General features: G+C 71.9%; 16 protein-coding genes. 11 read left to right on the forward strand and 5 right to left on the reverse strand.

Going from position 1 to position 22791, the window contains the following annotated elements; all coding sequences use genetic code 11:
- Positions 1 to 78 precede the first annotated feature (78 nt).
- Positions 79 to 3957 carry an ABC transporter ATP-binding protein gene (locus ACIP4Z_RS03505; RefSeq protein WP_401305041.1) on the reverse strand — a complete coding sequence of 1293 codons (3879 nt, stop codon included), beginning with the start codon at positions 3955 to 3957 and terminating at the stop codon, positions 79 to 81.
- A gap of 289 nt (positions 3958 to 4246) precedes the next feature.
- Positions 4247 to 5206, reverse strand: a complete 960-nt coding sequence (speB, locus tag ACIP4Z_RS03510; protein WP_355337012.1) for an agmatinase — start codon at positions 5204 to 5206, stop codon at positions 4247 to 4249.
- A 172-nt stretch (positions 5207 to 5378) separates the two neighbouring features.
- On the opposite strand from speB, the gene ACIP4Z_RS03515 reads away from it, so the two are divergent.
- The 3 genes from ACIP4Z_RS03515 (at position 5379) to ACIP4Z_RS03525 (ending at position 8281) form a co-directional block, all read left to right on the forward strand.
- The gene (locus tag ACIP4Z_RS03515; RefSeq protein WP_355337010.1) at positions 5379 to 6197 is read left to right on the forward strand and encodes a phosphatase; all 819 of its coding nucleotides are present in this window, start codon (positions 5379 to 5381) and stop codon (positions 6195 to 6197) included.
- A gap of 90 nt (positions 6198 to 6287) precedes the next feature.
- Positions 6288 to 6977 (forward strand): response regulator, encoded by a 690-nt coding sequence (locus ACIP4Z_RS03520; protein ID WP_401304770.1) that lies wholly within the window; start codon positions 6288 to 6290, stop codon positions 6975 to 6977.
- A 2-nt stretch (positions 6978 to 6979) separates the two neighbouring features.
- Complete coding sequence (locus tag ACIP4Z_RS03525) at positions 6980 to 8281, forward strand: sensor histidine kinase (RefSeq protein WP_401304773.1); 1302 nt, start codon at positions 6980 to 6982, stop codon at positions 8279 to 8281.
- Between the two features lie 111 nt (positions 8282 to 8392).
- On the opposite strand, the gene ACIP4Z_RS03530 is transcribed toward ACIP4Z_RS03525, so the two are convergent.
- From ACIP4Z_RS03530 to ACIP4Z_RS03540, 3 genes are all read right to left on the reverse strand, one after another.
- Positions 8393 to 9277 carry an acyl-CoA thioesterase gene (locus tag ACIP4Z_RS03530; RefSeq protein ID WP_401304776.1) on the reverse strand — a complete coding sequence of 295 codons (885 nt, stop codon included), beginning with the start codon at positions 9275 to 9277 and terminating at the stop codon, positions 8393 to 8395.
- A 52-nt stretch (positions 9278 to 9329) separates the two neighbouring features.
- A complete protein-coding gene (locus ACIP4Z_RS03535) occupies positions 9330 to 10487 on the reverse strand; it encodes an acyl-CoA dehydrogenase family protein (RefSeq protein ID WP_355337002.1) in 1158 nt (385 codons plus the stop codon).
- A 67-nt stretch (positions 10488 to 10554) separates the two neighbouring features.
- Positions 10555 to 11175, reverse strand: a complete 621-nt coding sequence (locus ACIP4Z_RS03540) for a TetR/AcrR family transcriptional regulator (protein WP_355337000.1) — start codon at positions 11173 to 11175, stop codon at positions 10555 to 10557.
- 84 nt (positions 11176 to 11259) lie between these two features.
- On the opposite strand from ACIP4Z_RS03540, the gene ACIP4Z_RS03545 reads away from it, so the two are divergent.
- The 8 genes from ACIP4Z_RS03545 (at position 11260) to ACIP4Z_RS03580 (ending at position 22722) form a co-directional block, all read left to right on the forward strand.
- Entirely contained in the window at positions 11260 to 12888 is a 1629-nt protein-coding gene (locus ACIP4Z_RS03545; protein WP_401304780.1) for a carboxyl transferase domain-containing protein, read from the forward strand.
- 47 nt (positions 12889 to 12935) lie between these two features.
- Positions 12936 to 15092 (forward strand): biotin carboxylase N-terminal domain-containing protein, encoded by a 2157-nt coding sequence (locus tag ACIP4Z_RS03550; protein WP_401305043.1) that lies wholly within the window; start codon positions 12936 to 12938, stop codon positions 15090 to 15092.
- A 101-nt stretch (positions 15093 to 15193) separates the two neighbouring features.
- On the forward strand, positions 15194 to 16132 hold the full coding sequence (locus tag ACIP4Z_RS03555) for a hydroxymethylglutaryl-CoA lyase (protein WP_401305045.1): 939 nt from the start codon (positions 15194 to 15196) through the stop codon (positions 16130 to 16132).
- A 2-nt stretch (positions 16133 to 16134) separates the two neighbouring features.
- Positions 16135 to 17301: an acyl-CoA dehydrogenase family protein gene (locus tag ACIP4Z_RS03560; RefSeq protein WP_401304783.1), complete on the forward strand. Its 1167-nt coding sequence runs from the start codon at positions 16135 to 16137 to the stop codon at positions 17299 to 17301.
- 112 nt (positions 17302 to 17413) lie between these two features.
- On the forward strand, positions 17414 to 18862 hold the full coding sequence (locus ACIP4Z_RS03565; protein ID WP_391160516.1) for a pyridoxal-dependent decarboxylase: 1449 nt from the start codon (positions 17414 to 17416) through the stop codon (positions 18860 to 18862).
- On the forward strand, positions 18846 to 20180 hold the full coding sequence (locus tag ACIP4Z_RS03570) for a lysine N(6)-hydroxylase/L-ornithine N(5)-oxygenase family protein (RefSeq protein ID WP_401304786.1): 1335 nt from the start codon (positions 18846 to 18848) through the stop codon (positions 20178 to 20180). The genes ACIP4Z_RS03565 and ACIP4Z_RS03570 overlap by 17 nt, the downstream gene beginning before the upstream one ends.
- Positions 20177 to 20779 carry a GNAT family N-acetyltransferase gene (locus tag ACIP4Z_RS03575; protein ID WP_401304788.1) on the forward strand — a complete coding sequence of 201 codons (603 nt, stop codon included), beginning with the start codon at positions 20177 to 20179 and terminating at the stop codon, positions 20777 to 20779. Before ACIP4Z_RS03570 ends, ACIP4Z_RS03575 begins: the two co-directional genes overlap by 4 nt.
- Positions 20776 to 22722, forward strand: a complete 1947-nt coding sequence (locus tag ACIP4Z_RS03580; protein WP_401304790.1) for an IucA/IucC family protein — start codon at positions 20776 to 20778, stop codon at positions 22720 to 22722. Before ACIP4Z_RS03575 ends, ACIP4Z_RS03580 begins: the two co-directional genes overlap by 4 nt.
- The last annotated feature ends 69 nt before the right edge of the window (positions 22723 to 22791 follow it).

Here is a 22791-nt window from a genome sequence, read left to right on the forward strand (position 1 = left end):
AGCCCAGAAGGGCAGAAGGGCGGAAGGCCAGGAAGGCGGGACCCGCCGGTTCCGTCGCACGGGCGACGGGTCCTCCCGTCACGCCACCGCGCGTACCTCGCCCGTGAAGGTGCGCCACAGCTCGGCGTAACGGCCGTCGCGGGCCAGCAGCGCCGCGTGGGTGCCGTCCTCGATGACCCGCCCGTGGTCGAGGACGACGACCCGGTCCGCACGGGCCGCCGTGCTCAACCGGTGCGCGACGACCAGCGTCGTACGCCGGGTGGCGAGCCGGTCGGCGGCCTGGTTGACGAGGGCTTCGGTGGCCAGGTCGAGGGCCGCGGTCGCCTCGTCGAGAAGCAGGACGGCGGGGTCGACCAGTTCGGCGCGGGCCAGGGCGATCAACTGCCGCTGTCCGGCCGACAGATTGCGGCCCCGCTCGGCGACCTGGTGGAGATAGCCGCCCTCCAGCGTCGCGATCATCGCGTGCGCGCCGACGGCCCGCGCCGCCGCCTCGACCTCCGCGTCGGTCGCGCCCATCCGTCCGTACGCGATGGCGTCGCGCACCGTGCCCGCGAAGAGGTACGGCTCCTGGGGGACGACGCCGAGGCGCTGCCGGTAGGCGGTGAGGTCGAGTTCGCGGATGTCGGTGCCGTCGACCAGCACCGCGCCGTCGGTCGGGTCGTAGAACCGCGCGACCATCTTGACCAGGGTGGACTTGCCCGCGCCGGTCTCGCCGACGAAGGCCACGGTCTGTCCGGCGGGGATGCGCAGATTCACGCCGCTGAGCGCCTCCGCGCCCTCGGCCCCCTCGCCGCCGTACCTGAAGTGCAGGTCGCGGAAGGCGATCTCGCCGCGCAGCCTTCCGACCTCACGCGGCCGGGCGGCGGCCGGGGTGGCGGTCGGCTCGTGCAGCAGCTCACGGATCCGGCCGAGCGACACCGACGCCTGCTGGTAGCCGTCGAAGACCTGCGAGAGCTGCTGCACGGGTGAGAAGAACAGGTCGATGTAGAGCAGATACGCCACCAGCGCGCCCGCCGTGAGCGTCCCCGCGCTGATCCGGTGCGCGCCCACGATCAGGACCAGCGCCGCCGCCACGCTGGACAGCAGCTGAACGAAGGGGAAGTAGACGGAGATCAGGAACTGGCCGCGCACCCGCGCCGTCCGGTAGTCGTCACCGCGTTCGGCGAATCGTTCCGCCCCGCGCCGCTCCCCCCGGAACGCCTGCACGATCCGCAGACCCGCGACGTGCTCTTGGAGGTCGGCGTTGACGACGGCGATCCGCTCGCGCGCCAGCTCGTACGCCTTCACCGACTTACGGCGGAAGACCCAGGTGGCGACGATCAGGATCGGCAGCGTGGCGAAGACCATCAGGGCGAGCTGGACGTCGATGGCGAGCAGCGCCACCAGGATGCCGAGGAAAGTGAGGACGCTGACCAGCGCCGTGACCAGCCCGGTCTGGAGGAACGTCGACAGCGCGTCCACGTCCGTGGTCATCCGCGTCATGATGCGGCCGGTCAGCTCGCGCTCGTAGTAGTCGAGGCCGAGCCGGTGCAGGTGCGCGAAGATCTTCACGCGCAGGGTGTAGAGGACGCGTTCGCCGGTGCGGCCGGTGAGCCGGGTCGAGCCCCACTCCGCCGCCCACTGCGCGATCACCAGGACCAGGCCGAGCAGCGACGCCACCCAGACCGCGCCGAGCGCCGCCTGCCGGACTCCCGCGTCGATGCCGTGCCGGATCAGCACCGGCAGCAGCAGTCCCGCGATGGCGTCCACGGCCACCAGCGCCAGGCTGAGCAGCAGCGGGGTGCGGAAGCCGCGCAGCAGGCTGCCGAGGCCGAACTTCTCCTCGGCGGTCCGCGCCCGGTCCTCGTCGACCTCCGGGGTGTCCAGGGCGGGCGGCAGCGCGGCGACCTTGGCGAGCAGGTCGGGAGTGGCGGGCATGCCCGCCAGCGCGCCCGCCATGCCGCCCTGGGCGGGGGCGACCCGCGGCGGCCCGGAGGCGCCCGCGCCGGCGCTCCGCCGGTCGTCGTCCTCGGCCGCGGCACGCCGGTCGGCAGGCCACAGCTCCGGAGTCACCGCCCCCGGAGCCACAGCCTCGGGACAAGCGCCGTCGCCCCGCGCCGGGTCGTCCTCGTCGAGCGGGCACTCGAAACCGTCGAGGCCGTCCGTACAGCCCTCGGTCCGCGCACCCGCCAGTTCGGCCTGCGCCGCGGCCATGTCCGTCTGCGCCGCCTCCCACTCGATCCGCCCCGCCGGGTCGAGGTCGACCACGTCGGCGCCGAGCGCGTCCGGGTCGGTGAGCAGCGCGCGGTAGAGCGGGCAGCGCTCCTGCAACTCCTCGTGCGTGCCGACGTCCGCCAGGCGTCCCGCGTCCAGTACGGCGATCCGGTCGGCGAGCGCCAGCGTGGAGCGGCGGTGGGCGATCAGCAGCGTCGTACGGCCGCGCATCACCTCGCGCAGCGCGTCGAAGATCTCCGCCTCCACCCGGGCGTCGACCGCCGAGGTGGCGTCGTCGAGCAGCAGCAGCCGGGGGTCGGTGAGGATCGCGCGGGCCAGGGCGACGCGCTGGCGCTGGCCGCCGGACAGGGTCAGGCCCTGCTCGCCGACGACCGTGTCGTAGCCGTCGGGCAGGTCGGAGATGAAGCCGTCCGCCTGCGCGGCGCGGGTGGCGGCGAGCATCTCCTCCTCGGTGGCGTCCGGGTGGCCGTAGAGGATGTTCGCCCGCACGCTGTCGGAGAACAGGAAGCTGTCCTCGGGGACCATGCCGATCGCGGACCGCAGCGATTCGAAGGTCAGCTCCCGTACGTCCACGCCGCCGACGCGTACGGCGCCGCCGGTCACGTCGTACAGCCGCGGCAGCAGCAGCGAGACCGTGGACTTGCCGGAGCCCGAGGAGCCGACGACGGCGACGGTCTCGCCGGGCTCGACGCGCAGGTCGAAGCCGTCGAGGACGGGCCGGTCCTCGGTGTAGCCGAAGGTGACGTGGTCGAAGTCGACGGTGGCGGGGGCGTCCGCGGGCAGCGTCCTGGTGCCGTCGGTCAGCGTGGGCTCGGTGTCGATCAGTTCGTAGACCCGCTCGACCCCGGCCCGCGCCTGCTGGCCGACGGTGAGCATCATCGTCAGCATCCGGACCGGGCCGGTGAGCTGCGCCAGGTAGGTGGAGAAGGCCACGAACGTGCCGAGGGTGATCTGGCCGCGGGTCGCCATCCAGCCGCCGAGCGCCAGCATGCCGATCTGGCCGAGGGAGGGCACCGCCTGGAGCGCGGGGCTGTAGCGGGCGGTGAGGCGGATGGTACGGAGGCGGCCGGCGAACAGCTTGCGGCTGACCGTCTCCAGCTTGTCCATCTCCTGCTGCTCCTGGCCGAAGCCCTTCACCACGCGCACACCGGTGACCGAGCCGTCGACGATGCCCGCGACGGCCGCCGCCTGACCTTGCGCGTACCAGGTCGCGGGAAACAGCCGCTTACGCGACCGGTCGGCGATAAACCACAGAGCAGGGGCGACCGCGAGCGCGACCAGGGTGAGCAGCGGCGACAGCGTGAGCATCACCACGAGCGAGAGCACGAACAGCAGCAGATTGCCGATCATCATCGGCAGCATGAACAGCAGACCCTGGATGAGCTGAAGGTCGCTGGTGGCGCGGCCGACGACCTGGCCGGTGCTCAACTCGTCCTGGCGGCGGCCGTCCAGGCGCATGATCGAGCGGAACATCTCATTGCGCAGGTCGTACTGGACGTCCAGGGCGAGCCGTCCGCCGTAGTAGCGCCGCACATAGGTGAGCACATAGACGACGACGGCCGCCGCGATCAAGGTGAACGCCCAGGGCGCGAGCGGCTTGTCGTGCTTGACGATCACGTCGTCGATGATCAGCTTCGGCACCAGCGGGACCAGCGCGGTCACCGCCATGCCGCCGAGTGACGCGCCCATCGCGAGCAGCACATTGCGGCGGTAGCGCCAGCAGTACGTGGTCAGCCGCCACAGCCAGCCCCGCTCCTTCGGCGTCCGCGCCGCCGCCCCCTCACCGGGGACAGGACCTTCCTTCGTCGTCCTCGCCCTGGTCAACGACCTTGCCACCCGCGTCCTCCAGCCCGTCCGTCCACCCGTTGCCGCCGGAGGCTGCAACGCTCCGGCGTGCGCGTTTCATCCTCCCGCAACAAATGGGAGACCAAGGTCGCGGGGCGGTGCGACCTTGGTCGTAGTCCCCGGGGCGACGCCGGCCAGGCCGCCGAGGGGCCGCGAACAGGCCCGCGGGGCGGCCCTGGAGGGGCCGTCAGCGGGCCGCGGCGACCTGCCGGGACATGATCGTCGTCAGCTCGTAGGCGGTGTGCGAGGCCGCGACCGAGGTGATCTCGGCGTGGTCGTAGGCCGGGGCGACCTCGACGACATCGGCCGACACCAGGTGGCAGTCGGCCAGGCCCCGCAGGATCTCCAGCAGCTCGCGGGAGGTGAGGCCGCCGGCCTCCGGGGTGCCGGTGCCGGGCGCGTGTGCCGGGTCGAGCACGTCGATGTCGACCGAGATGTACAGCGGACGGTTCCCGACACGCTCCCTGAGCTGCTGCGCGACCTCGTCGACACCGCGCCGCATGACGTCGGCGGACGTCACGATCCCGAAGCCCATCTTCTCGTCGTCGTCCAGGTCCTTCCTGCCGTACAGCGGGCCGCGCGTGCCGACGTGCGACAGCGCCGACGTGTCGAGAATGCCCTCCTCGACCGCGCGCCGGAAGGGCGTGCCGTGGGTGTACTCGGCGCCGAAGTAGGTGTCCCAGGTGTCCAGGTGCGCGTCGAAGTGCAGCAGCGCCACCGGGCCGTGCTTGCGCGCGACGGCGCGCAGCAGGGGCAGCGCGATGGTGTGGTCGCCGCCGAGCGTCATCAGCCGGGCACCGGTGTCCAGCAGGTCGTCCGCCGCGGCCTGGACGGTCTCCACGGCCTCGTTGATGTCGAACGGGTTGGCGGCGATGTCGCCCGCGTCCGCGACCTGGGCGAGCGCGAAGGGCGACGCGTCCTGCGCCGGGTTGTACGGGCGCAGCAGCCGTGACGCCTCGCGGATCGCGTTGCCGCCGAACCTCGCGCCGGGCCGGTAGGAGACGCCGGAGTCGAAGGGCACGCCGACGACCGCGACGTCGGCGGCGCCGACCTCGTCCAGGCGCGGCAGGCGCGCGAAGGTGGCCGGTCCCGCGTATCGCGGGATACGCGAGGAGTCGACGGGGCCGCGCGGCTCTGCGCTGCTCATGGGTGGCTGCCTCTTTCGTTGGGGATCGCCCGCCTGAGGGGCGAGGCCGACCCTACGTGGCCGCCGGAAGCCACCGGAATGTACGTTTCCTCCAATCGGGGGTTCCGATTACGCCTCGGCGTCGATCCCCGGCCGGACGCACGTCCGAGCGGCGGAGCGGGACAATGTGCGCATGCCCATGGATCCAGCTGCCGCAGCACCCACCCGCCAGGCCCTCGTCGCCCATCTGACCAGCACCCGGATAGCCGGCGACGTGGCGACCAGCCGCGAGAACAACCTCGACCACTTCCGGGCGCTGGCCGAGGGAAATCGCTACTACTGGTTCGGCCTGGAGCTGGGTGACCGCTGGGACGACCAGGCGGCGGTGCTGGAGCTGATGGCCGAGCGGTGCGGTGTCGTCGCCGATCCCGGGCACCGGCACGGGCAGGACACCATCGATCCCGAGCTGACGATCGACGCGCTCGACCGGATGGCCGATGTGCTGCACAAGGCGGCGGAAAACGGCTCCAGGGTGCTGGTGGCGACCGGTCACCCGGCGGGTCTGTTCGCCGTCCACTGGGAGCTGGCCGCCGCGCTGCGCGAGGCGGGCTGCACGCTGATCACCCCGTCGGAGCGCCTGTACGCGGACGGCGGTGAGATCCGGCACCTGGCGTCCGTTTCCATGGTCCACCGGGCGGGCGGTCTGGTGCACACCCACTCGCCCGACCCGATGCGGGAGATCCTGGACGCGCTGGAGCGCGACGGCGAGCCGCTGCCTGATCTGGTGATCGCCGACCACGGCTGGGCGGGGTACGCGGGCGAGCGCGGCATCGACACGGTCGGCTTCGCGGACTGCAACGACCCGGCGCTTTTCGTCGGCGAGGCGGAGGGCAGCCTGCTGGTGACCGTCCCGCTGGACGACAATGTGCCGCCGCAGCACTACGCGCCGCTGACCGCGTATCTGCTGGCGACCGCCGATCTGACCGCCGCAGGTCAGGCCGCGCGGAACTGACGCGGTCCCGGTCCGTCGCTACGCTCGCTACCATCAATGAAGGAACAAAAGGAACATCAGGGTCAAGAGGGGGCGAGGAAGGCAGGCGCAGTGGTCCAGGTCGTGATCGTCGATGACGAAGCACTGGTCAGGGCCGCCCTGCGAAGCATCCTCGAATCCTCCGGCGACATCCGGGTGGTCGCGGACTGCGACGGGCACGACGCCGTCGGGACGGTGACCGCGACGCGTCCCGGCCTCGTCCTGCTGGACGCGGTGATGCCGCCGCCCGACGACGGACTGACCGTCCTGCGCGCCCTGCGGGCACTGCCCTCGCCGCCCGCCGTCGCCATGCTGACCGCCTTCGACACCAGCGCCCATCTGCGCGCGGCGATGGCGGCGGGCGCCACCGGCTTCCTGCTCAAGGACACCGCGGTCGGCACCCTGATCGACGCGGTACGCGTCATGGCGCGCGGCGGCACCGTCTTCACCCCCACCGTGGGCCGCGCGGTCGTCGACGGCTTCCTGGGCGGTCCGCTCGGCTCCGACGGCGCGGAGGGGCCCGGTACGCCCGAGGCGTCCGCCCACGCCGCGGCCCTGGCGCCGCTGACCGACCGCGAGACCGAGGTGCTGCGGCTGCTGGCGGCCGGGCTGCCGAACGCCCGGATAGCCGCGGAGCTGGGGATCTCGGTCGGCACCGTCAAGGACCATGTGCGCGCGGTGCTGCGGAAGCTCGCCGCGCCCAACCGGGTGGCCGCCGCCGTCGTCGCGCACCAGGCCGGGCTGGTACGGGTGCCGAAGTGATCATGAAGCCACGTGTCGCCCTGCCGGACGCCGCGCTGTTCGCCCTCTCCGCGACCGAGGTGTGGGCCACGCGCTCCTTCGGCGGCCCGGTCTCGTTCGCCTTCGCGGCCCTGGGCACGCTGGCGCTGCTGTTCCGGCACCGCTTCCCGCTGATCGCCTTCGCCGCGACCCTGCCCGCCCTCTCGCTCGGCTACATCTGGTTCTCGCCGATGGGCGCGCTCTACGAGATCGCCGCGGGCGGCCCCGACCGTCACCGCGCACAAGGGTGGCCGTTTTCTCCGGCCGGGCCCTCGAAGAGCGCGCCTTCCGGTACGCCGCCCGCCGGTTCCTCTGCTCGGGCGGCTCTCGTACCGCCGGGGACGACGGCCGCTACCTCATCGGCCACGCTCGCCCGTTCGGGTGAGCGCGTGATATCTCGCCGCGCCCTGCTGATCGGTGGCTGCGCGCTGCTCGCGGCGACGGTCTCCTGCGTGCCGTGGCCGTTCCGCGCCCCGGCGCCCTGGGGGCTGTCGGACACGATCCTCGCGGTGATGCTGTCCTCGCTGCTGGCCCTGGCGCCGACCGCGCTGGGCCTGTTCGCCGCCTCGCGGCGCGAGCTGGCCGAGCGGCTGGAGGAGCTGGCGGCCAGCAGGGAACGGGAGCGAGAGCTGGCCGCGGAACAGGCGGTGGTACGGGAGCGGGCCCGGCTCGCCCGCGAGATGCACGACACCGTGGCGCACCACATCAGCCTGATCGCCGTGCAGTCCGGCGCCCTGGAGGCGACCGCACGGGGACCGCAGGCGCGGGCGGCGGCCGGGGCGGTGCGCGAGCTGAGCCGGGACGCGCTGGACGAGCTGCGCCGGATGGTGGGGCTGCTGCGGCTGCCGGTGACGTCGGGGCAGCCGCTGGACGCGGGCCCCGGCCTCGCGGGCATCCCCGCGCTGGTCGCCGCCGCGGGACCCGGCACGCACGGCGAACTGCCCGGCACCATGGCCCCGGCCGACGCCGCCCGCCTGCCCTCGGACGTCCAGCACGCCGCGTACCGCATCGTGCAGGAAGCGCTCACCAACATCCGCAAGCACGCGCCAGGCGCGGAAACCCGCGTCCTGGTGCGGCACAGCGGCGACGTGCTGGTGGTGGAGGTGCGCAACGGACCCGCGTCGGCGGCGCCGGGACCGGCCCTGCCCTCGGGCGGCCACGGTCTCGCCGGGCTGCGCGAGCGGGCGGTGCAGCTCGGCGGCGAATTCATCGCGTCGCCCGCGGCGACCGGGGGCTTTCTCGTACGGGCGACGCTGCCGGTCGGACCGGCGGTCGAGGCGGCGTAGGCGGAGCCGCCCGATCAGAGCCCGCGCGCGGCTCCGAAACCGCCGAGCCGCAACGCCGCGCGTGTCTCGTATCCGGGAGCGGAAATCCGCGCTCACCCGAAAGGGTGAGCGTCAGTCGCGCGGCACCCGCACCAGGCCCTCCTGGATCACCGAGACGGCGAGCTGCCCGTCGCGGGTGTAGATCCGGGCGGTGCCGAGGCCGCGACCGCCGGAGGCGGACGGGCTCTGCTGGTCGTAGAGCAGCCATTCCTCGGCCCGGAAGGGCCGATGGAACCACATGGCGTGGTCCAGGCTCGCGCCGACCACGTCGCCGACGGTCCAGCCGCCGCGGCCGTGGGCGAGCAGGACCGAGTCGAGCAGCGTCATGTCCGACACATAGGTGGCGAGACAGACGTGGAGCAGCGGGTCGTCGGCCAGTTTGCCGCGGGCGCGGAACCAGACCTGGGAGCGCGGTTCGCGGATGACACCCGCGGTGAGGAACGGCGGGTCCTCGACGTAACGCAGGTCGACGGCCGCGCGGGTCTCGAGTATCCGGTCGACCACCGTGGGGTCGGGGAACCGCGCGGCGTGTACGGGCAGCATCTCCTCGGCCGTCGGCAGCGTCTCCGGGTCGGGCGCGTACGGCATCGGCTCCTGGTGTTCCAGGCCCTCCTCGTGGACCTGGAAGGACGCCGAGAGATGGAAGATCGGCTGGCCGTGCTGGATCGCGACGACCCGGCGGGTGGTGAAGGAGCGGCCGTCGCGGATCCGGTCGACCTGGTAGACGATCGGCGCGCCGGGGTCGCCGGGCCGCAGGAAATAGGCGTGCAGCGAGTGCGCGCCGCGGTCCTCGGGCGACGTGCGGCCCGCGGCGACCAGGGCCTGTGCGGCGACCTGGCCGCCGAAGACCCGGGGCACCACGGCCGACCGGCTGACACCGCGGAAGATGTCCCGCTCGATCCGCTCCAGGTCGAGCAGATCGAGCAGGGACTGGAGCGGATCCCGGGAGTCGTTCACGGGTCCTTCGGCATTCACGCGTCCGCCGGCTTTCTCACGGATGGGTCTACGGTCACAGGCCCATTGACTTGGCGATGATGGACTTCATGACCTCGCTCGTGCCGCCGTAGATCCGGTTGACGCGGTTGTCGGCGTACAGGCGGGCGATCGGGTACTCGTTCATGTAGCCGTAGCCGCCGTGGAGCTGGAGGCAGCGGTCGATGACGCGGGCGGCGACCTCGGTGCAGAAGAGCTTGGCGGAGGCGGCGTCCGCGGCCGACAGCTCCTTCTTGTCGTGCGCTTCGAGGGCGCGGTCGACGACGGCCTGCGCGGCGTCCACCTCGGCCTTGCAGGCGGCGAGTTCGAACTTGGTGTTCTGGAAGGACGCGACGGTCTGGCCGAAGACGGTCCGGTCCTGGACGTACGCCTGGGCGAAGCGGATCGCGGCGGCGGCCTGGGCGTACGCGCCGACGGCGATGCCCAGCCGCTCCTGCGGGAGATTCTGTCCGAGGTAGGAGAAGCCCTTGCCCTCCTCGCCGAGCAGGTCCTCGAGCGGGACCTTGACGTCGGAGAAGGAGAGTTCCGCGGTGTCGGAGGTGCGCAGGCCGAGCTTGTCGAGCTTGCGGCCGACCGCGTATCCGTCGGCCTTGGTGTCCACGACGAACAGGGAGATGCCCGCGCGGCGGTCCTCGGGCGTGGCGGGGGCGGTGCGGGCGCAGACGATGACGCGGTCGGCGTGGACGCCGCCGGTGATGAAGGTCTTGGCGCCGTTGAGCACGTAATGCGTGCCGTCGGCGGAGAGCTTGGCCGTCGTCTTCATGCCCGCGAGGTCGGAGCCGGTGCCGGGTTCTGTCATGGCGATGGCGAACATCGTCTCGCCGCTGACGAAGCCGGGCAGCCAGCGCTTCTTCTGCTCGTCGGTGGCGTAGGCCATCACGTAGGGCAGGCAGAGGCCGACGTGGACCCCGCTGCCGCCGAAGCTGACGCCCGCGCGGGCGCACTCCTCGCTGATGACGGCCTGGAATTTGAAGCTGTGCTCGCCCGCGCCGCCGAACTCCTCGGGCACCTCGATGCCGAAGACGCCCAGCTCGCCGAGCTTGTAGTAGAAGTCGCGCGGGACCAGGCCCGCTGCCAGCCACTCGTCGTGGACGGGGACGACCTCGGCCTCGATGAAGGCACGTATCGTCTCGCGGAACGCTTCGTGGTCCTCGTTGAACACCGTACGACGCACAGCGCGCCTCCCATCCGCGACCGGGTCCGCTGCCGGGGCGGTCGACAATCGAGCATTAAGCAAGCGCTCAGTAAGTTACCCGCCAGTCGGCCGTGCTGTCCAGACCGTCCAGCGCGTCCAGCGCCCCGAGGGCGAGCCGGTGCAGCAGGGCCGCCATCGCGGTCCTGCCGGGCAGTCCGCCGCGCTCGCCGAGGTGCGGAGTGGAGTTGAGCAGACCGAAGACGGCGTGCACGGCCGCGCGCACTTCCAGCTCGGTGGCGCCCGGATGCACCAGCCGCACGACCGCGACCCACTCCTCGACGTACTGCCGCTGGAGCTGGCGGACCAGCTTGCGGTCGGAGTCGCGCAGCCGGTCCAGCTCGCGGTCGTGCAGCGTGATCAGCGGCCGGTCGTCGATCGCGAAGTCGATATGGCCGCGGACCAGCGCGTCCAGCGCCTCGACGGGCCCGGTCGCCTCGGCGACCCGCATCTTGCCCGCGGTCAGCAGCCGGCCGCTGATGCCCACCAGCAGCTCGGCGAGCATGGCGTCCTTGCCCGCGAAATGCCGGTAGAGACCCGGGCCGCTGATGCCGACCGCGGCGCCTATCTCGTCGACACCGACCCCGTGGAAGCCGCGCTCGGCGAAGAGCCGGGCGGCCTCTCGGAGAATCTGCTCGCGACGGTTCTCCGCCGTCTTCGTCGGGTTCATGAGATCGAGTCTAGACAACCGAGTTAGCGAGCGTTAACGTGGTGTCACCACGTTAACGCTCGCTAACATCCGGGGGGCCGAACCATGGCAGCACCCGCCCTGTCCAGCGCCGCAGATCCGGCGTCAGAGGCGTATCAGGCCAATGCGCAGGCTCATGCCGCATTGACCGCGGACCTGCGCGACAAGCTGGCCGCCGCGCGGCTCGGCGGCGGCGAGAGAGCCCGCGCCCGCCACACCGCGCGCGGAAAGCTGCTGCCCAGAGACCGGGTGGACGGGCTGCTCGACCCCGGCTCACCCTTCCTGGAGCTGGCGCCGCTGGCCGCGGACGGGATGTACGACGGGCAGGCACCGGCCGCCGGGGTGATCGCCGGGATCGGCCGCGTCGCGGGGCGTGAGGTCGTGGTCGTCGCCAATGACGCCACGGTCAAGGGCGGCACCTATTACCCGATGACGGTCAAGAAGCACCTGCGCGCCCAGGAGATCGCCCTGGACAACCGGCTGCCGTGCGTCTACCTGGTCGACTCCGGCGGCGCCTTCCTCCCCCGGCAGGACGAGGTCTTCCCCGACCGCGACCACTTCGGCCGGATCTTCTTCAACCAGGCCACCATGTCCGCGCGCGGCATCCCGCAGATCGCCGCCGTCATGGGCTCGTGCACCGCGGGCGGCGCCTACGTCCCGGCGATGAGCGACGAGGCGGTGATCGTACGGAATCAGGGCACGATCTTCCTCGGCGGTCCGCCGCTGGTGAAGGCGGCCACCGGCGAGGTCGTCACCGCGGAGGAACTGGGCGGCGGCGAGGTGCACTCCCGGGTCTCCGGCGTCACCGACCACCTCGCCGAGGACGACGCCCACGCGCTGGACATCGTCCGCGACATCGTCGCCACCCTGCCCGCGCGCGGCGCCCCGCCGTGGACGGTACGGCCCGCGGAGCCGCCCGCCGTGGACCCGGCCGGGCTGACCGGTGCGGTACCGGTCGACTCCCGCACCCCGTACGACGTCCGCGAGGTCATCGCGCGGCTGGTGGACGGCAGCCGCTTCGCCGAGTTCAAGGCGGAGTACGGCACCACGCTGGTCACCGGTTTCGCCCACATCCAGGGCCATCCGGTCGGCATCGTGGCCAACAACGGCATCCTGTTCGCCGAATCCGCCCTCAAGGGCGCGCACTTCATCGAGCTGTGCGACCAGCGCGGCATCCCGCTGCTGTTCCTCCAGAACATCTCCGGCTTCATGGTCGGCCGCCAGTACGAGGCGGGCGGCATCGCCAAGCACGGCGCGAAGATGGTCACGGCGGTCGCCTGCGCGCGCGTGCCCAAGCTGACCGTGGTGATCGGCGGCTCCTACGGCGCGGGCAACTACTCGATGTGCGGCCGGGCCTACAGCCCGCGCTTCCTGTGGATGTGGCCCAACGCCAAGATCTCGGTGATGGGCGGCGAGCAGGCCGCGTCCGTGCTGGCCACCGTCAAGCGCGACCAGCTCGCCGCCGCGGGCGAGAAGTGGAGCGAGGAGGCGGAGGAGGCGTTCAAGGCCCCGGTCCGCGAGCAGTACGAGACGCAGGGCAACGCCTACTACGCCACCGCCAGGCTCTGGGACGACGGTGTGATCGACCCGCTGGAGACCCGTACCGTCCTCGGCCTGGCCCTCACCGCCTGCGCCAACGCCCCCCTTCCGACCGCCGATCCGGGTGCGCCCGGCTACGGCGTCTTCCGGATGTGAGGGGCGTGCCGACCATGAACACCGCAACCGCCGGGAGCGCGAGCCCCATGTTCGACACCGTCCTGGTCGCCAACCGCGGCGAGATCGCCGTCCGCGTGCTGCGGACCCTGCGGGAGCTGGGCGTCCGCTCGGCCGCCGTCTTCACCGACGCCGACGCCGACGCCCGGCACGTACGCGAGGCGGACACCGCGGTACGGATCGAGAACTATCTGTCGGCCGCCGAGCAGGTACGGGCGGCCGTGGAGGCGGGTGCCCAGGCGGTCCACCCCGGCTACGGCTTCCTGGCGGAGAACGCGGCCTTCGCCCGCGCCTGCGCCGAGGCGGGCCTGGTCTTCATCGGACCGCCCGCCGAGGCCATCGAGCTGATGGGCGACAAGATCCGCGCCAAGGAGACGGTCCGGGCCGCGGGCGTCCCGGTCGTGCCCGGCAGCACGGGCAGCGGGCTCACCGACGACCAACTGGCCGACGCGGCACGGGAGATCGGCCTGCCGGTGCTGCTCAAGCCCTCGGCGGGCGGCGGCGGCAAGGGCATGCGGCTGGTGCGCGACGAGGCCCTGCTGGCCGAGGAGATCGCGGCGGCCCGGCGCGAGGCGCGCGGCTCCTTCGGCGACGACACGCTGCTGGTGGAGCGGTGGATCGACCGCCCGCGGCACATCGAGATCCAGGTCCTGGCCGACGGCCACGGCTCGGTGGTGCACCTCGGCGAGCGCGAGTGCTCGCTGCAACGACGGCACCAGAAGGTGATCGAGGAGGCCCCCTCGGTCCTGCTCGACGAGGCGACCCGGCAGGCGATGGGCGAGGCCGCGGTGCAGGCCGCCCGCTCCTGCGGCTACACGGGCGCGGGCACGGTGGAGTTCATCGTCCCCGGCGCCGACCCCGGCGCGTACTTCTTCATGGAGATGAACACCCGCCTCCAGGTGGAGCACCCGGTGACGGAGCTGGTCACCGGGCTCGACCTGGTCGAATGGCAGCTCCGGGTGGCGTGCGGCGAGCGGCTGGGCTTCGGACAGCGGGCCATCGCCATGACCGGCCACGCCATGGAGGCGCGGATCTGCGCGGAGACCGCCAGAGCGGGCGACGGCCGGGTGGACTTCCTGCCGTCCGCGGGCACCGTCGTGGCGCTGGCCGAACCGACCGGCCCCGGAGTGCGCGTCGATTCGGGTCTCGCGGTCGGCACGGAGGTGGGCACGGCCTACGACCCGATGCTGGCCAAGGTGATCGCCTACGGCCCCGACCGGGCCACGGCGCTGCGACGGCTGCGGGCCGCGCTGGCGGACACCGTCGTGCTGGGCCTGGACACCAACACCGGTTTCCTGCGCAGGCTGCTGGCCCACCCGGCGGTGGTCGCGGGCGAGCTGGACACCGGGCTGATCGACCGGGACGCCGCCGAGCTGCTGCCGCCCGGCGTGCCGGACGAGGTGTACGCGGCGGCGGCGCTGCTGCGGCAGGCCGCGCTGGCCCCGGCCCCGGACGCGGGCGGCTGGACCGACCCCTTCTCGGTGCCGAGCGGCTGGCGGCTGGGCGGCGAGGCCGCCTGGACGGTGCACCACCTGCGGGTTCCCGGCCGGGAGCCGGTGACGGTACGGGTCCGCGACGGCCTGGTGCGGATCGGCGAAGGACCGGCCACGGCGGCCCGGTTGACGCTGGACGGACCGCGCGCGCTGCTCCACCGCGAGGGCACGGTGACCGCTTTCCGGCACGCGGGCGAGTGGCTGGGCCGGGACGGCGACGGCTGGTGGGTACGGGCGTACGACCCGGTGGCCGCGGCCCTGCGCGGCGCCGCGGGCGGGGGCGGGGGCGGCGCGCTGACCGCGCCGATGCCCGGCACGGTCACGGTGGTGAAGGTCGGCAAGGGGGACGAGGTCGTGGCGGGCCAGAGCCTGCTGGTGGTGGAGGCCATGAAGATGGAGCACGTGATCACCGCCCCGCACGACGGGACGGTGTCCGAGATCGACGTCACCGCGGGCAGCACCGTGGCGATGGACCAGGTGCTGGCGGTGGTCACCCCGTCGGCCGCGCAGGACCCGGCCGAGGCGGCAACACCCGCGGCAGCCGCCGGAACAGCGCCCGAGCCGCCCGCCGGACCGACCGCCGGACCGACCGCCGCGCGGACCACCGCATCCGACGCCGCGCGGACCACCGCACCCGCTGCCGGTCAGACCACCGCGCCGGCTTCCGCACCGACCGCCGGGGAGGCGTCATGAGCACCGCCGACCGGAGCCCGGCCGCGTCCGGGACACCCAGCGGCGCCGCCGCGAGTACGACGACGGACGCGACCGGCGGCGCGCTGCCCGCCGGACTGCCGATGGCCGTACCCGCGGCCGGGCTGCCGACGGCCGTGCGGATCCACGAGGTCGGCGCGCGGGACGGACTGCAGAACGAGAAGGCGACCGTGCCGACCGCCGTGAAGGCGGAATTCGTGCACCGGCTCGCCGCGGCCGGGCTCGGCACGATCGAGGCGACCAGCTTCGTCCACCCCAAGTGGGTGCCGCAACTGGCCGACGCGGCCGATCTGATGCCGCTGCTCGCGGACCTGGACCCGGCGGTGCGGCTGCCGGTGCTGGTGCCGAACGAGCGGGGTCTGGAGCGGGCGCTGGAGCTGGGCGTCCGGGAGATCGCGGTCTTCGGCAGCGCCACCGAGTCCTTCGCCCGCGCCAACCTCAACCGGACGGTGGAAGAATCGCTGGCGATGTTCGCCCCGGTGGTGACCAGGGCCAGGGACGCGGGCGCCACCGTCCGCGGCTATCTGTCGATGTGCTTCGGCGACCCCTGGGAGGGCCCGGTCCCGATCGGGCAGGTCGCCGCCGCGGCCCGGCGGCTGTACGAACTGGGCTGCACCGAGCTGAGCCTCGGCGACACGATCGGGGTGGCGACGCCCGGCCATGTCACGGCGCTGCTGGACGAACTGACCGGCGGCTCCGGCGGCAACGACGTCCCGGTCGACAAGCTCGCCGTGCACTTCCACGACACCTACGGCCAGGCGCTGTCCAACACGCTGGCCGCGCTCCAGCGGGGCGTCACCGTCGTGGACGCCTCCGCGGGCGGCCTCGGCGGCTGCCCGTACGCCAAGAGCGCCACCGGAAACCTCGCCACCGAAGACCTCGTCTGGATGCTGCACGGCCTCGGCATCCGTACCGGGGTCGATCTGGACCGCCTCAGCGCCACAAGCGTGTGGATGGCGGAGCACCTGGGACGGCCGAGCCCGTCCCGTACCGTCCGCGCCCTGACCCACCAGGAGCAGTAGCCATGTCGATCGACCACCGTCTGTCCGCCGAGTACGAGGAACTGCGCGCCACGGTCGCGGAGTTCGCCAAGGACGTGATCGCGCCGAAGATCGGCGAGTTCTACGAGCAGCAGGAGTTCCCGTACGAGATCGTGCGGGAGATGGGGCGGATGGGCCTGTTCGGGCTGCCGTTCCCCGAGGAGTACGGCGGGATGGGCGGTGACTACTTCGCGCTGTGCATCGCACTGGAGGAGCTGGCCCGCGTGGACTCCTCGGTGGCGATCACCCTGGAGGCCGGGGTGTCGCTGGGCGCGATGCCGGTGTTCAGGTTCGGCACCGAGGAGCAGAAGCGCGCCTGGCTGCCGAAGCTCTGCTCGGGCGAGATGCTGGGCGCGTTTGGGCTGACGGAGCCGGAGTGCGGTTCCGACGCGGGCGGCACCCGTACCACCGCGCGGCTGGACGAGGCGACCGACGAGTGGGTGATCAACGGCACCAAGTGCTTCATCACCAACTCGGGCACCGACATCACCGGGCTGGTCACGGTGACGGCGGTGACCGGCCGCAAGGACGACGGCAGGCCGCGGATCTCCTCGATCATCGTCCCGTCGGGGACGCCCGGCTTCACGGTGTCGAAGAAGTACAGCAAGGTCGGGTGGAACGCGTCGGACACCCGCGAGCTGTCCTTCGCCGACTGCCGGGTGCCCGCGGCGAATCTGCTGGGCGAGGAGGGCCGGGGCTACGCGCAGTTCCTGCGCATCCTGGACGAGGGGCGGATCGCGATCTCGGCCCTGTCCACCGGTCTGGCGCAGGGCTGTGTGGACGAGTCGCTGTCGTACGCCAAGACCCGGCACGCCTTCGGGCGTCCGATCGGTGACAACCAGGCGATCCAGTTCAAGATCGCGGACATGGAGATGCGGGCCCACACGGCGCGGCTGGCGTGGCGGGACGCGGCGTCGCGGCTGGTGCACGGCGACGAGTTCAAGAAGGAGGCGGCGCTGGCCAAGCTCTACTCCTCCGAGATCGCGGTCACCAACGCCCGTGAGGCCACGCAGATCCACGGCGGCTACGGCTTCATGAACGAATATCCGGTGGCCCGTATGTGGCGGGACTCCAAAATCCTGGAGATCGGCGAAGGCACCAGCGAGGTGCAGCGCATGCTGATCGCACGGGAGTTGGGGCTCGTGGGCTAGAACACCCGCCTGCGGGGAAGAGTGATCCCTGAGACAACTGGGACACAGGACCGTTGAGCGGCTGAGTTAGGTTAGGCTAACCTAACTCAGCCGCTCAACGAGAGGTCTGCCCATGCGCTCACACCTGCTCAACGACGCCACGACGGAGCACTATCTGCGCTCCGTCTCCCAGGGAGTCGAGCGGGTGGCGGCCACCCTCGCCGCGACCGACCGGCCTTTCACCGGCATCACCCCGGAAGCCCTCGCGCCCCGGATCGACGCGATCGACCTCGCCCAGCCGCTCGGCGACACCGCCGCCGCGCTGGACGAACTCGAAGCGGTCTATCTGCGCGACGCCGTCTACTTCCACCACCCCCGCTACCTCGCGCACCTCAACTGCCCGGTCGTCATACCGGCCGTCGCCGCCGAGGCCGTGCTCAGCGCCGTCAACTCCTCCCTCGACACCTGGGACCAGAGCGCCGGCGCCACCCTCATCGAGCGCCGCATGATCGACTGGACGGCCGAGCGCGCGGGCCTCGGCCCGGCGGCCGACGGCGTCTTCACCAGCGGCGGCACCCAGTCCAACCTCCAGGCTCTGCTGCTCGCCCGCGAGGAAGCCGTCACCCGCGGCGCCGCCTCCTCGCGGCTGCGCATCCTCGCCTCCGAGTGCGGCCACTTCAGCGTCCAGAAGTCCGCGAAGCTGCTCGGCCTCGGCGCCGACGCCGTCATCTCCGTCCCCTGCGACCAGAACAAGCGGATGCAGAGCCTCGCGCTCGCCCGCGAGTTGGACCGCTGCGCCCGCGAGGGCCTGACCCCGATGGCCGTCGTCGCCACCGCGGGCACCACCGACTTCGGCTCCATCGACCCGCTGCCCGCCATCGCCGACCTGTGCGAGCGCCACGGCGTGTGGCTGCACGTGGACGCCGCGTACGGCTGCGGCCTGCTGGTCTCCCCCACCCGCCGCCACCTGCTCGACGGCATCGAGCGCGCCGACTCGGTGACCGTCGACTACCACAAGTCCTTCTTCCAGCCCGTCAGTTCGAGCGCCCTCCTGGTCCGCGACCGCACCACGCTGCGGCACGCCACGTACTACGCCGACTACCTCAACCCGCGCCGCACCACCACCGAGCGCATCCCCAACCAGGTGGACAAGTCGCTCCAGACCACACGGCGGTTCGACGCCCTCAAGCTGTGGATGACGCTGCGCGTGATGGGCGCCGACGGCGTCGGCCAGCTCTTCGACGAGGTCGTGGACCTGGCCGCCGAGGGCTGGAAGCTGCTCGACGCCGACCCGCGCTTCGAAGTGGTCGCCCCGCCGACCCTGTCCACGCTGGTCTTCCGCTGGATCCCGGCCGCCGTCACCAGCCCGGCGCTGATCGACCGCGCCAACCTGCACGCCCGCAAGGCGCTGTTCGCCTCGGGCGAGGCCGTCGTGGCGGGCACGAAGGTACGCGGCAGCCACTACCTGAAGTTCACCCTGCTCAACCCGCGCACCACCCCCGCCGACATCGCCACCGTCCTCGACCTGCTCGCCGAGCACGCGGACCAGTACCTGGGAGACGCACTTGTCCACGCCTCGTGACCCGGACTCGGCATCCGAACCCGCCGCGCCGGAACCGGAGTTCGACTTCATCGCGATCGGCCTCGGCCCGTTCAATCTGGGCCTCGCCTGCCTGACCGAGCCGATCGACGACCTCAACGGCCTCTTCCTGGAGGCCAAACCGGACTTCGACTGGCACTCCGGCATGTTCCTGGAGGGCAGCACCCTCCAGACGCCGTTCATGTCGGACCTGGTGACCCTCGCCGACCCCACCTCGCCCTTCAGCTTCCTCAACTACCTCAAGGAATCGGGGCGGTTGTACTCCTTCTACATACGCGAGAGCTTCTATCCGCTGCGCGAGGAGTACAACGACTACTGCCGCTGGGCCGCAGCCCGCATCCCGTCGATCCGCTTCGGACAGACGGTCACCGAGGTGACCTACGAGGACGGCGCAACGTACGAGGACACGCACGGCGGGACTTACGTCGTACGGACCGCGAGCGGCGCGGCGCACCGTACGCGCCGACTGGTCCTCGGCACCGGCACACCGCCGTACGTCCCCGCCGCCTGCGAAGGGCTCGGCGGCGACCTCATCCACAACTCCCGCTATCTGGCGGCCAAGAGCGACCTCCAGCGCAAGCGCAGCATCACGATCGTCGGCAGCGGGCAGAGCGCCGCCGAGATCTACCACGACCTGCTCCAGGACATCGACGCGCACGGTTACGCGCTGAACTGGGTGACCCGCTCGCCGCGCTTCTTCCCGCTCGAATACACCAAGCTCACGCTGGAAATGACGTCGCCCGAATACGTCGACTACTTCCATTCCCTGCCGTCCCCGGTCCGCGACTCGCTCAACGTGTCGCAGAAGAACCTCTACAAGGGGATCAATTCCGAGCTGATCAATGACATCTTCGACCTGCTCTATCTGAAGAACCGGCGCGGCAAGGTCCCGACCCGGCTGCTCACCAACACCTCGCTCGACAGCGCGCGGTACGACGCCGACAGCGGCACGTACACCCTCGGACTGTGCCAACGCGAGCAGGGCGGGGAGTTCACGATCGACACCGAGGGCCTGGTCCTCGCCACCGGCTACCGCTACCAGGTGCCGGAATTCCTCGCCCCCGTCCGGGACCGCATCCGCTGGGACGAGCAGGGCCGTTACGACGTCACCCGCGACTACGCCATCGACGTCACCGAGCGCGCGATCTACGTGCAGAACGCCGAACTGCACACGCACGGCTTCGTCTCACCCGACCTCGGCATGGCGGCCTACCGCAACTCCCGCATCATCCGGGATCTGCTCGGCCGCGAGCACTACCACGTGGAAAAGGCCATCGCCTTCCAGGAGTTCACCGCATGAGCAGCACGAACAGCATGAGCGGCGCAAGCACCGCGAGGACCGCAACCACCGCGAACAGCGCGGGCAGCACCAGCACAGACCTCGACTTCACCTTCCGCCCGGTCGACCCCCTCGCCGACGCCGACCTGCTGCACACCTGGGTAACGCACCCGAAAGCCGGTTTCTGGCTGATGGGCGACGCGAGCCGTTACGATGTCGAGCGCGCGTACACCGAGATCGCGCAGGCCCCGTACGAGGCGGCGTTCCTCGGCCTCCAGGACGGACGGCCCGTCTTCCTGATGGAACGGTACGACCCCGCGCGGGTCGAACTCGTCGGGCTCTACCCGGCGCGGCCCGGTGACGTCGGCATGCACTTCCTGGTCGCGCCCTGCGACACCCCCGTGCACGGCTTCACCCGCGCGGTGATCAGGGCGGTGATGGCCGAACTCTTCGCCGATCCCGCGACCCGCAGGGTGATCGTGGAGCCCGACGTCCGCAACACGGCGGTGCACGTACTCAACGAGACGGTCGGCTTCGAGATCATCGAGCGGATCAAGAAGCCGGAGAAGGACGCCTTCTTGAGCATCTGCACCCGCGAGCGCTTCGAGGCCACCCGATGACCGACGTCGACCACCTCACCCCGGAGCTGTGGGAGCGGGCCACCCGCCACCTGGTGGCCAAGGCCCTCGCCGAATTCGCCCACGAACGGCTGCTCACCCCGGAGCCCGCGAGCCAGGACGCCCAGCGCGGCCAGCACGGCCAGGACCGTCAGCACGCCCCAGACGCCCGGCACGCCGCGGACGCCCGGCACGGTCAGAAGAACCACGACAGCTACCTCGTCCGCAGCGACGACGGCGCCACGACGTACCGTTTCGCCGCCCGCCGCCTGGCCCTCGACCACTGGCGGATCGACCCGGCGAGCGTCACCCGCCACCGGCAGGAGGCCGAACTCCCCCTCGACGCGCTCGACTTCATCACCGAACTGCGCACCACCCTCGCCATCAGCGACAGCGTCCTGCCGGTCTACCTGGAGGAGATCAGCGCGACCCTCTCCGCCGCCGCCTTCAGGCTCGCCGCCCGCGACCGCGCGCCGGTGAGCGCGGCGGAGCTGACCCGCGCCGGATTCCAGGCCATCGAGACCGGGATGACCGAGGGCCACCCCTGCTTCGTCGCCAACAGCGGCCGGCTCGGCTTCGGCGCGGACGACCACCCGCGGTACGCGCCCGAGGCCGCCTCCCCCGTCCGGCTGATCTGGCTGGCCGCGCGCCGCGACCGCACCACCTTCAGCGCGGGCGCGGGCATCGACTACGAGGACTTCCTCACCGCCGAACTGGGCCGGGAGCAGCTCCGGCGCTTCGCCGCCGCGCTGACCGGCCGGGGCCTCGACCCGGCCGCGTATCTGCTGATCCCGGTCCACCCCTGGCAGTGGTGGAACAAGCTCTCGGTCACCTTCGCGGGCGAGGTCGCCCGGCAGCACCTGGTCTGCCTCGGCCCCGGCGACGACGCGTATCTGGCGCAGCAGTCGGTCCGTACGTTCTTCAACACCACCGTCCCGACCAGGCACTATGTGAAGACGGCGCTGTCCGTCCTCAACATGGGCTTCATGCGCGGCCTGTCCGCCGCGTACATGGCGGCCACCCCGGCGATCAACGACTGGCTCGCCGAGCTGATCGCCGCCGACCCCACCTTCACCGCCGCCCGCTTCTCGATCATCCGCGAGCGGGCGGCGATCGGTTACCACCACCGGCAGTACGAGGCGGCCACGGCGTACGGCTCCCCGTACCGGAAGATGCTGGCCGCGCTGTGGCGGGAGAGCCCGGTCGCGGACCTGGAGCCGGGCCACCACCTGGCCACGATGGCGTCGCTGCTGCACACCGACGCCGACACGAGCACGGGTACGGGTACGGACACAAGCACCGGCACAGGCACAGGCACAGGCACCGGCACGGACGCGGGCACCTCCTTCGCGGGCGCCCTCATCGCCCGCTCCGGCCTCCCCGCCGAGACCTGGCTGCGGCGCTACCTGGACGCGTATCTCGTCCCGGTGCTGCACAGCCTCTACGCCTACGGGCTGGCCTTCATGCCGCACGGCGAGAACGTGATCCTGGTGCTGGACGAGACCGGGACGGTGCGGCGGGCGGTGTTCAAGGACATCGCGGAGGAGATCGTGATCATGGACCCGGAGACGCCGCTGCCGCCCGAGGTGGAGCGGATCAGGGCCGAGGTCCCGGAGGACGAGCGGGTGCTCGCCGTCTTCACCGATGTCTTCGACTGCTTCTTCCGCTTCCTCAGCGCGATCCTCCACACCGGGAAGATCCTGGACGAAACGGTGTTCTGGCGGACGGTCGCCGAGTGCGTCGCCGACTACCAGGCCGCCCACCCCGACCTCGCCGACCGGTTCAAGCGGTACGACCTCTTCGCGCCGGAATTCACCCTGTCCTGCCTCAACCGGCTCCAGCTCCGTGACAACCAGCAGATGATCGACCTCGCCGACCCGTCGGCCGCCCTCCAGTTCGCGGGCACCCTCCTCAACCCCCTGGCGGCCCACCGGCCGCACCCGTAACCGGGCCAACCGGGCCGACCGGGCCGACCGGGCCGTCCGCGCCCGCAGCAGTGCCGTCTTCGTCCGTAA

Source organism: Streptomyces sp. NPDC088910 (assembly GCF_044749865.1).
In the GTDB taxonomy this organism is placed as follows: Bacteria; Actinomycetota; Actinomycetes; order Streptomycetales; family Streptomycetaceae; genus Actinacidiphila.

What these genes read in the sequence shown, in the direction of transcription:
- speB (WP_355337012.1), bottom strand. Translation starts at nt 5,206, where the DNA reads ATGAGCAGCGCAGAGCCGCGCGGCCCCGTCGACTCCTCGCGTATCCCG.
- ACIP4Z_RS03515 (WP_355337010.1), top strand. Translation starts at nt 5,379, where the DNA reads ATGCCCATGGATCCAGCTGCCGCAGCACCCACCCGCCAGGCCCTCGTC.
- ACIP4Z_RS03525 (WP_401304773.1), top strand. Translation starts at nt 6,980, where the DNA reads ATGAAGCCACGTGTCGCCCTGCCGGACGCCGCGCTGTTCGCCCTCTCC.
- ACIP4Z_RS03540 (WP_355337000.1), bottom strand. Translation starts at nt 11,175, where the DNA reads ATGAACCCGACGAAGACGGCGGAGAACCGTCGCGAGCAGATTCTCCGA.
- ACIP4Z_RS03545 (WP_401304780.1), top strand. Translation starts at nt 11,260, where the DNA reads ATGGCAGCACCCGCCCTGTCCAGCGCCGCAGATCCGGCGTCAGAGGCG.
- ACIP4Z_RS03550 (WP_401305043.1), top strand. Translation starts at nt 12,936, where the DNA reads ATGTTCGACACCGTCCTGGTCGCCAACCGCGGCGAGATCGCCGTCCGC.
- ACIP4Z_RS03555 (WP_401305045.1), top strand. Translation starts at nt 15,194, where the DNA reads ATGGCCGTACCCGCGGCCGGGCTGCCGACGGCCGTGCGGATCCACGAG.
- ACIP4Z_RS03560 (WP_401304783.1), top strand. Translation starts at nt 16,135, where the DNA reads ATGTCGATCGACCACCGTCTGTCCGCCGAGTACGAGGAACTGCGCGCC.
- ACIP4Z_RS03565 (WP_391160516.1), top strand. Translation starts at nt 17,414, where the DNA reads ATGCGCTCACACCTGCTCAACGACGCCACGACGGAGCACTATCTGCGC.
- ACIP4Z_RS03575 (WP_401304788.1), top strand. Translation starts at nt 20,177, where the DNA reads ATGAGCAGCACGAACAGCATGAGCGGCGCAAGCACCGCGAGGACCGCA.
- ACIP4Z_RS03580 (WP_401304790.1), top strand. Translation starts at nt 20,776, where the DNA reads ATGACCGACGTCGACCACCTCACCCCGGAGCTGTGGGAGCGGGCCACC.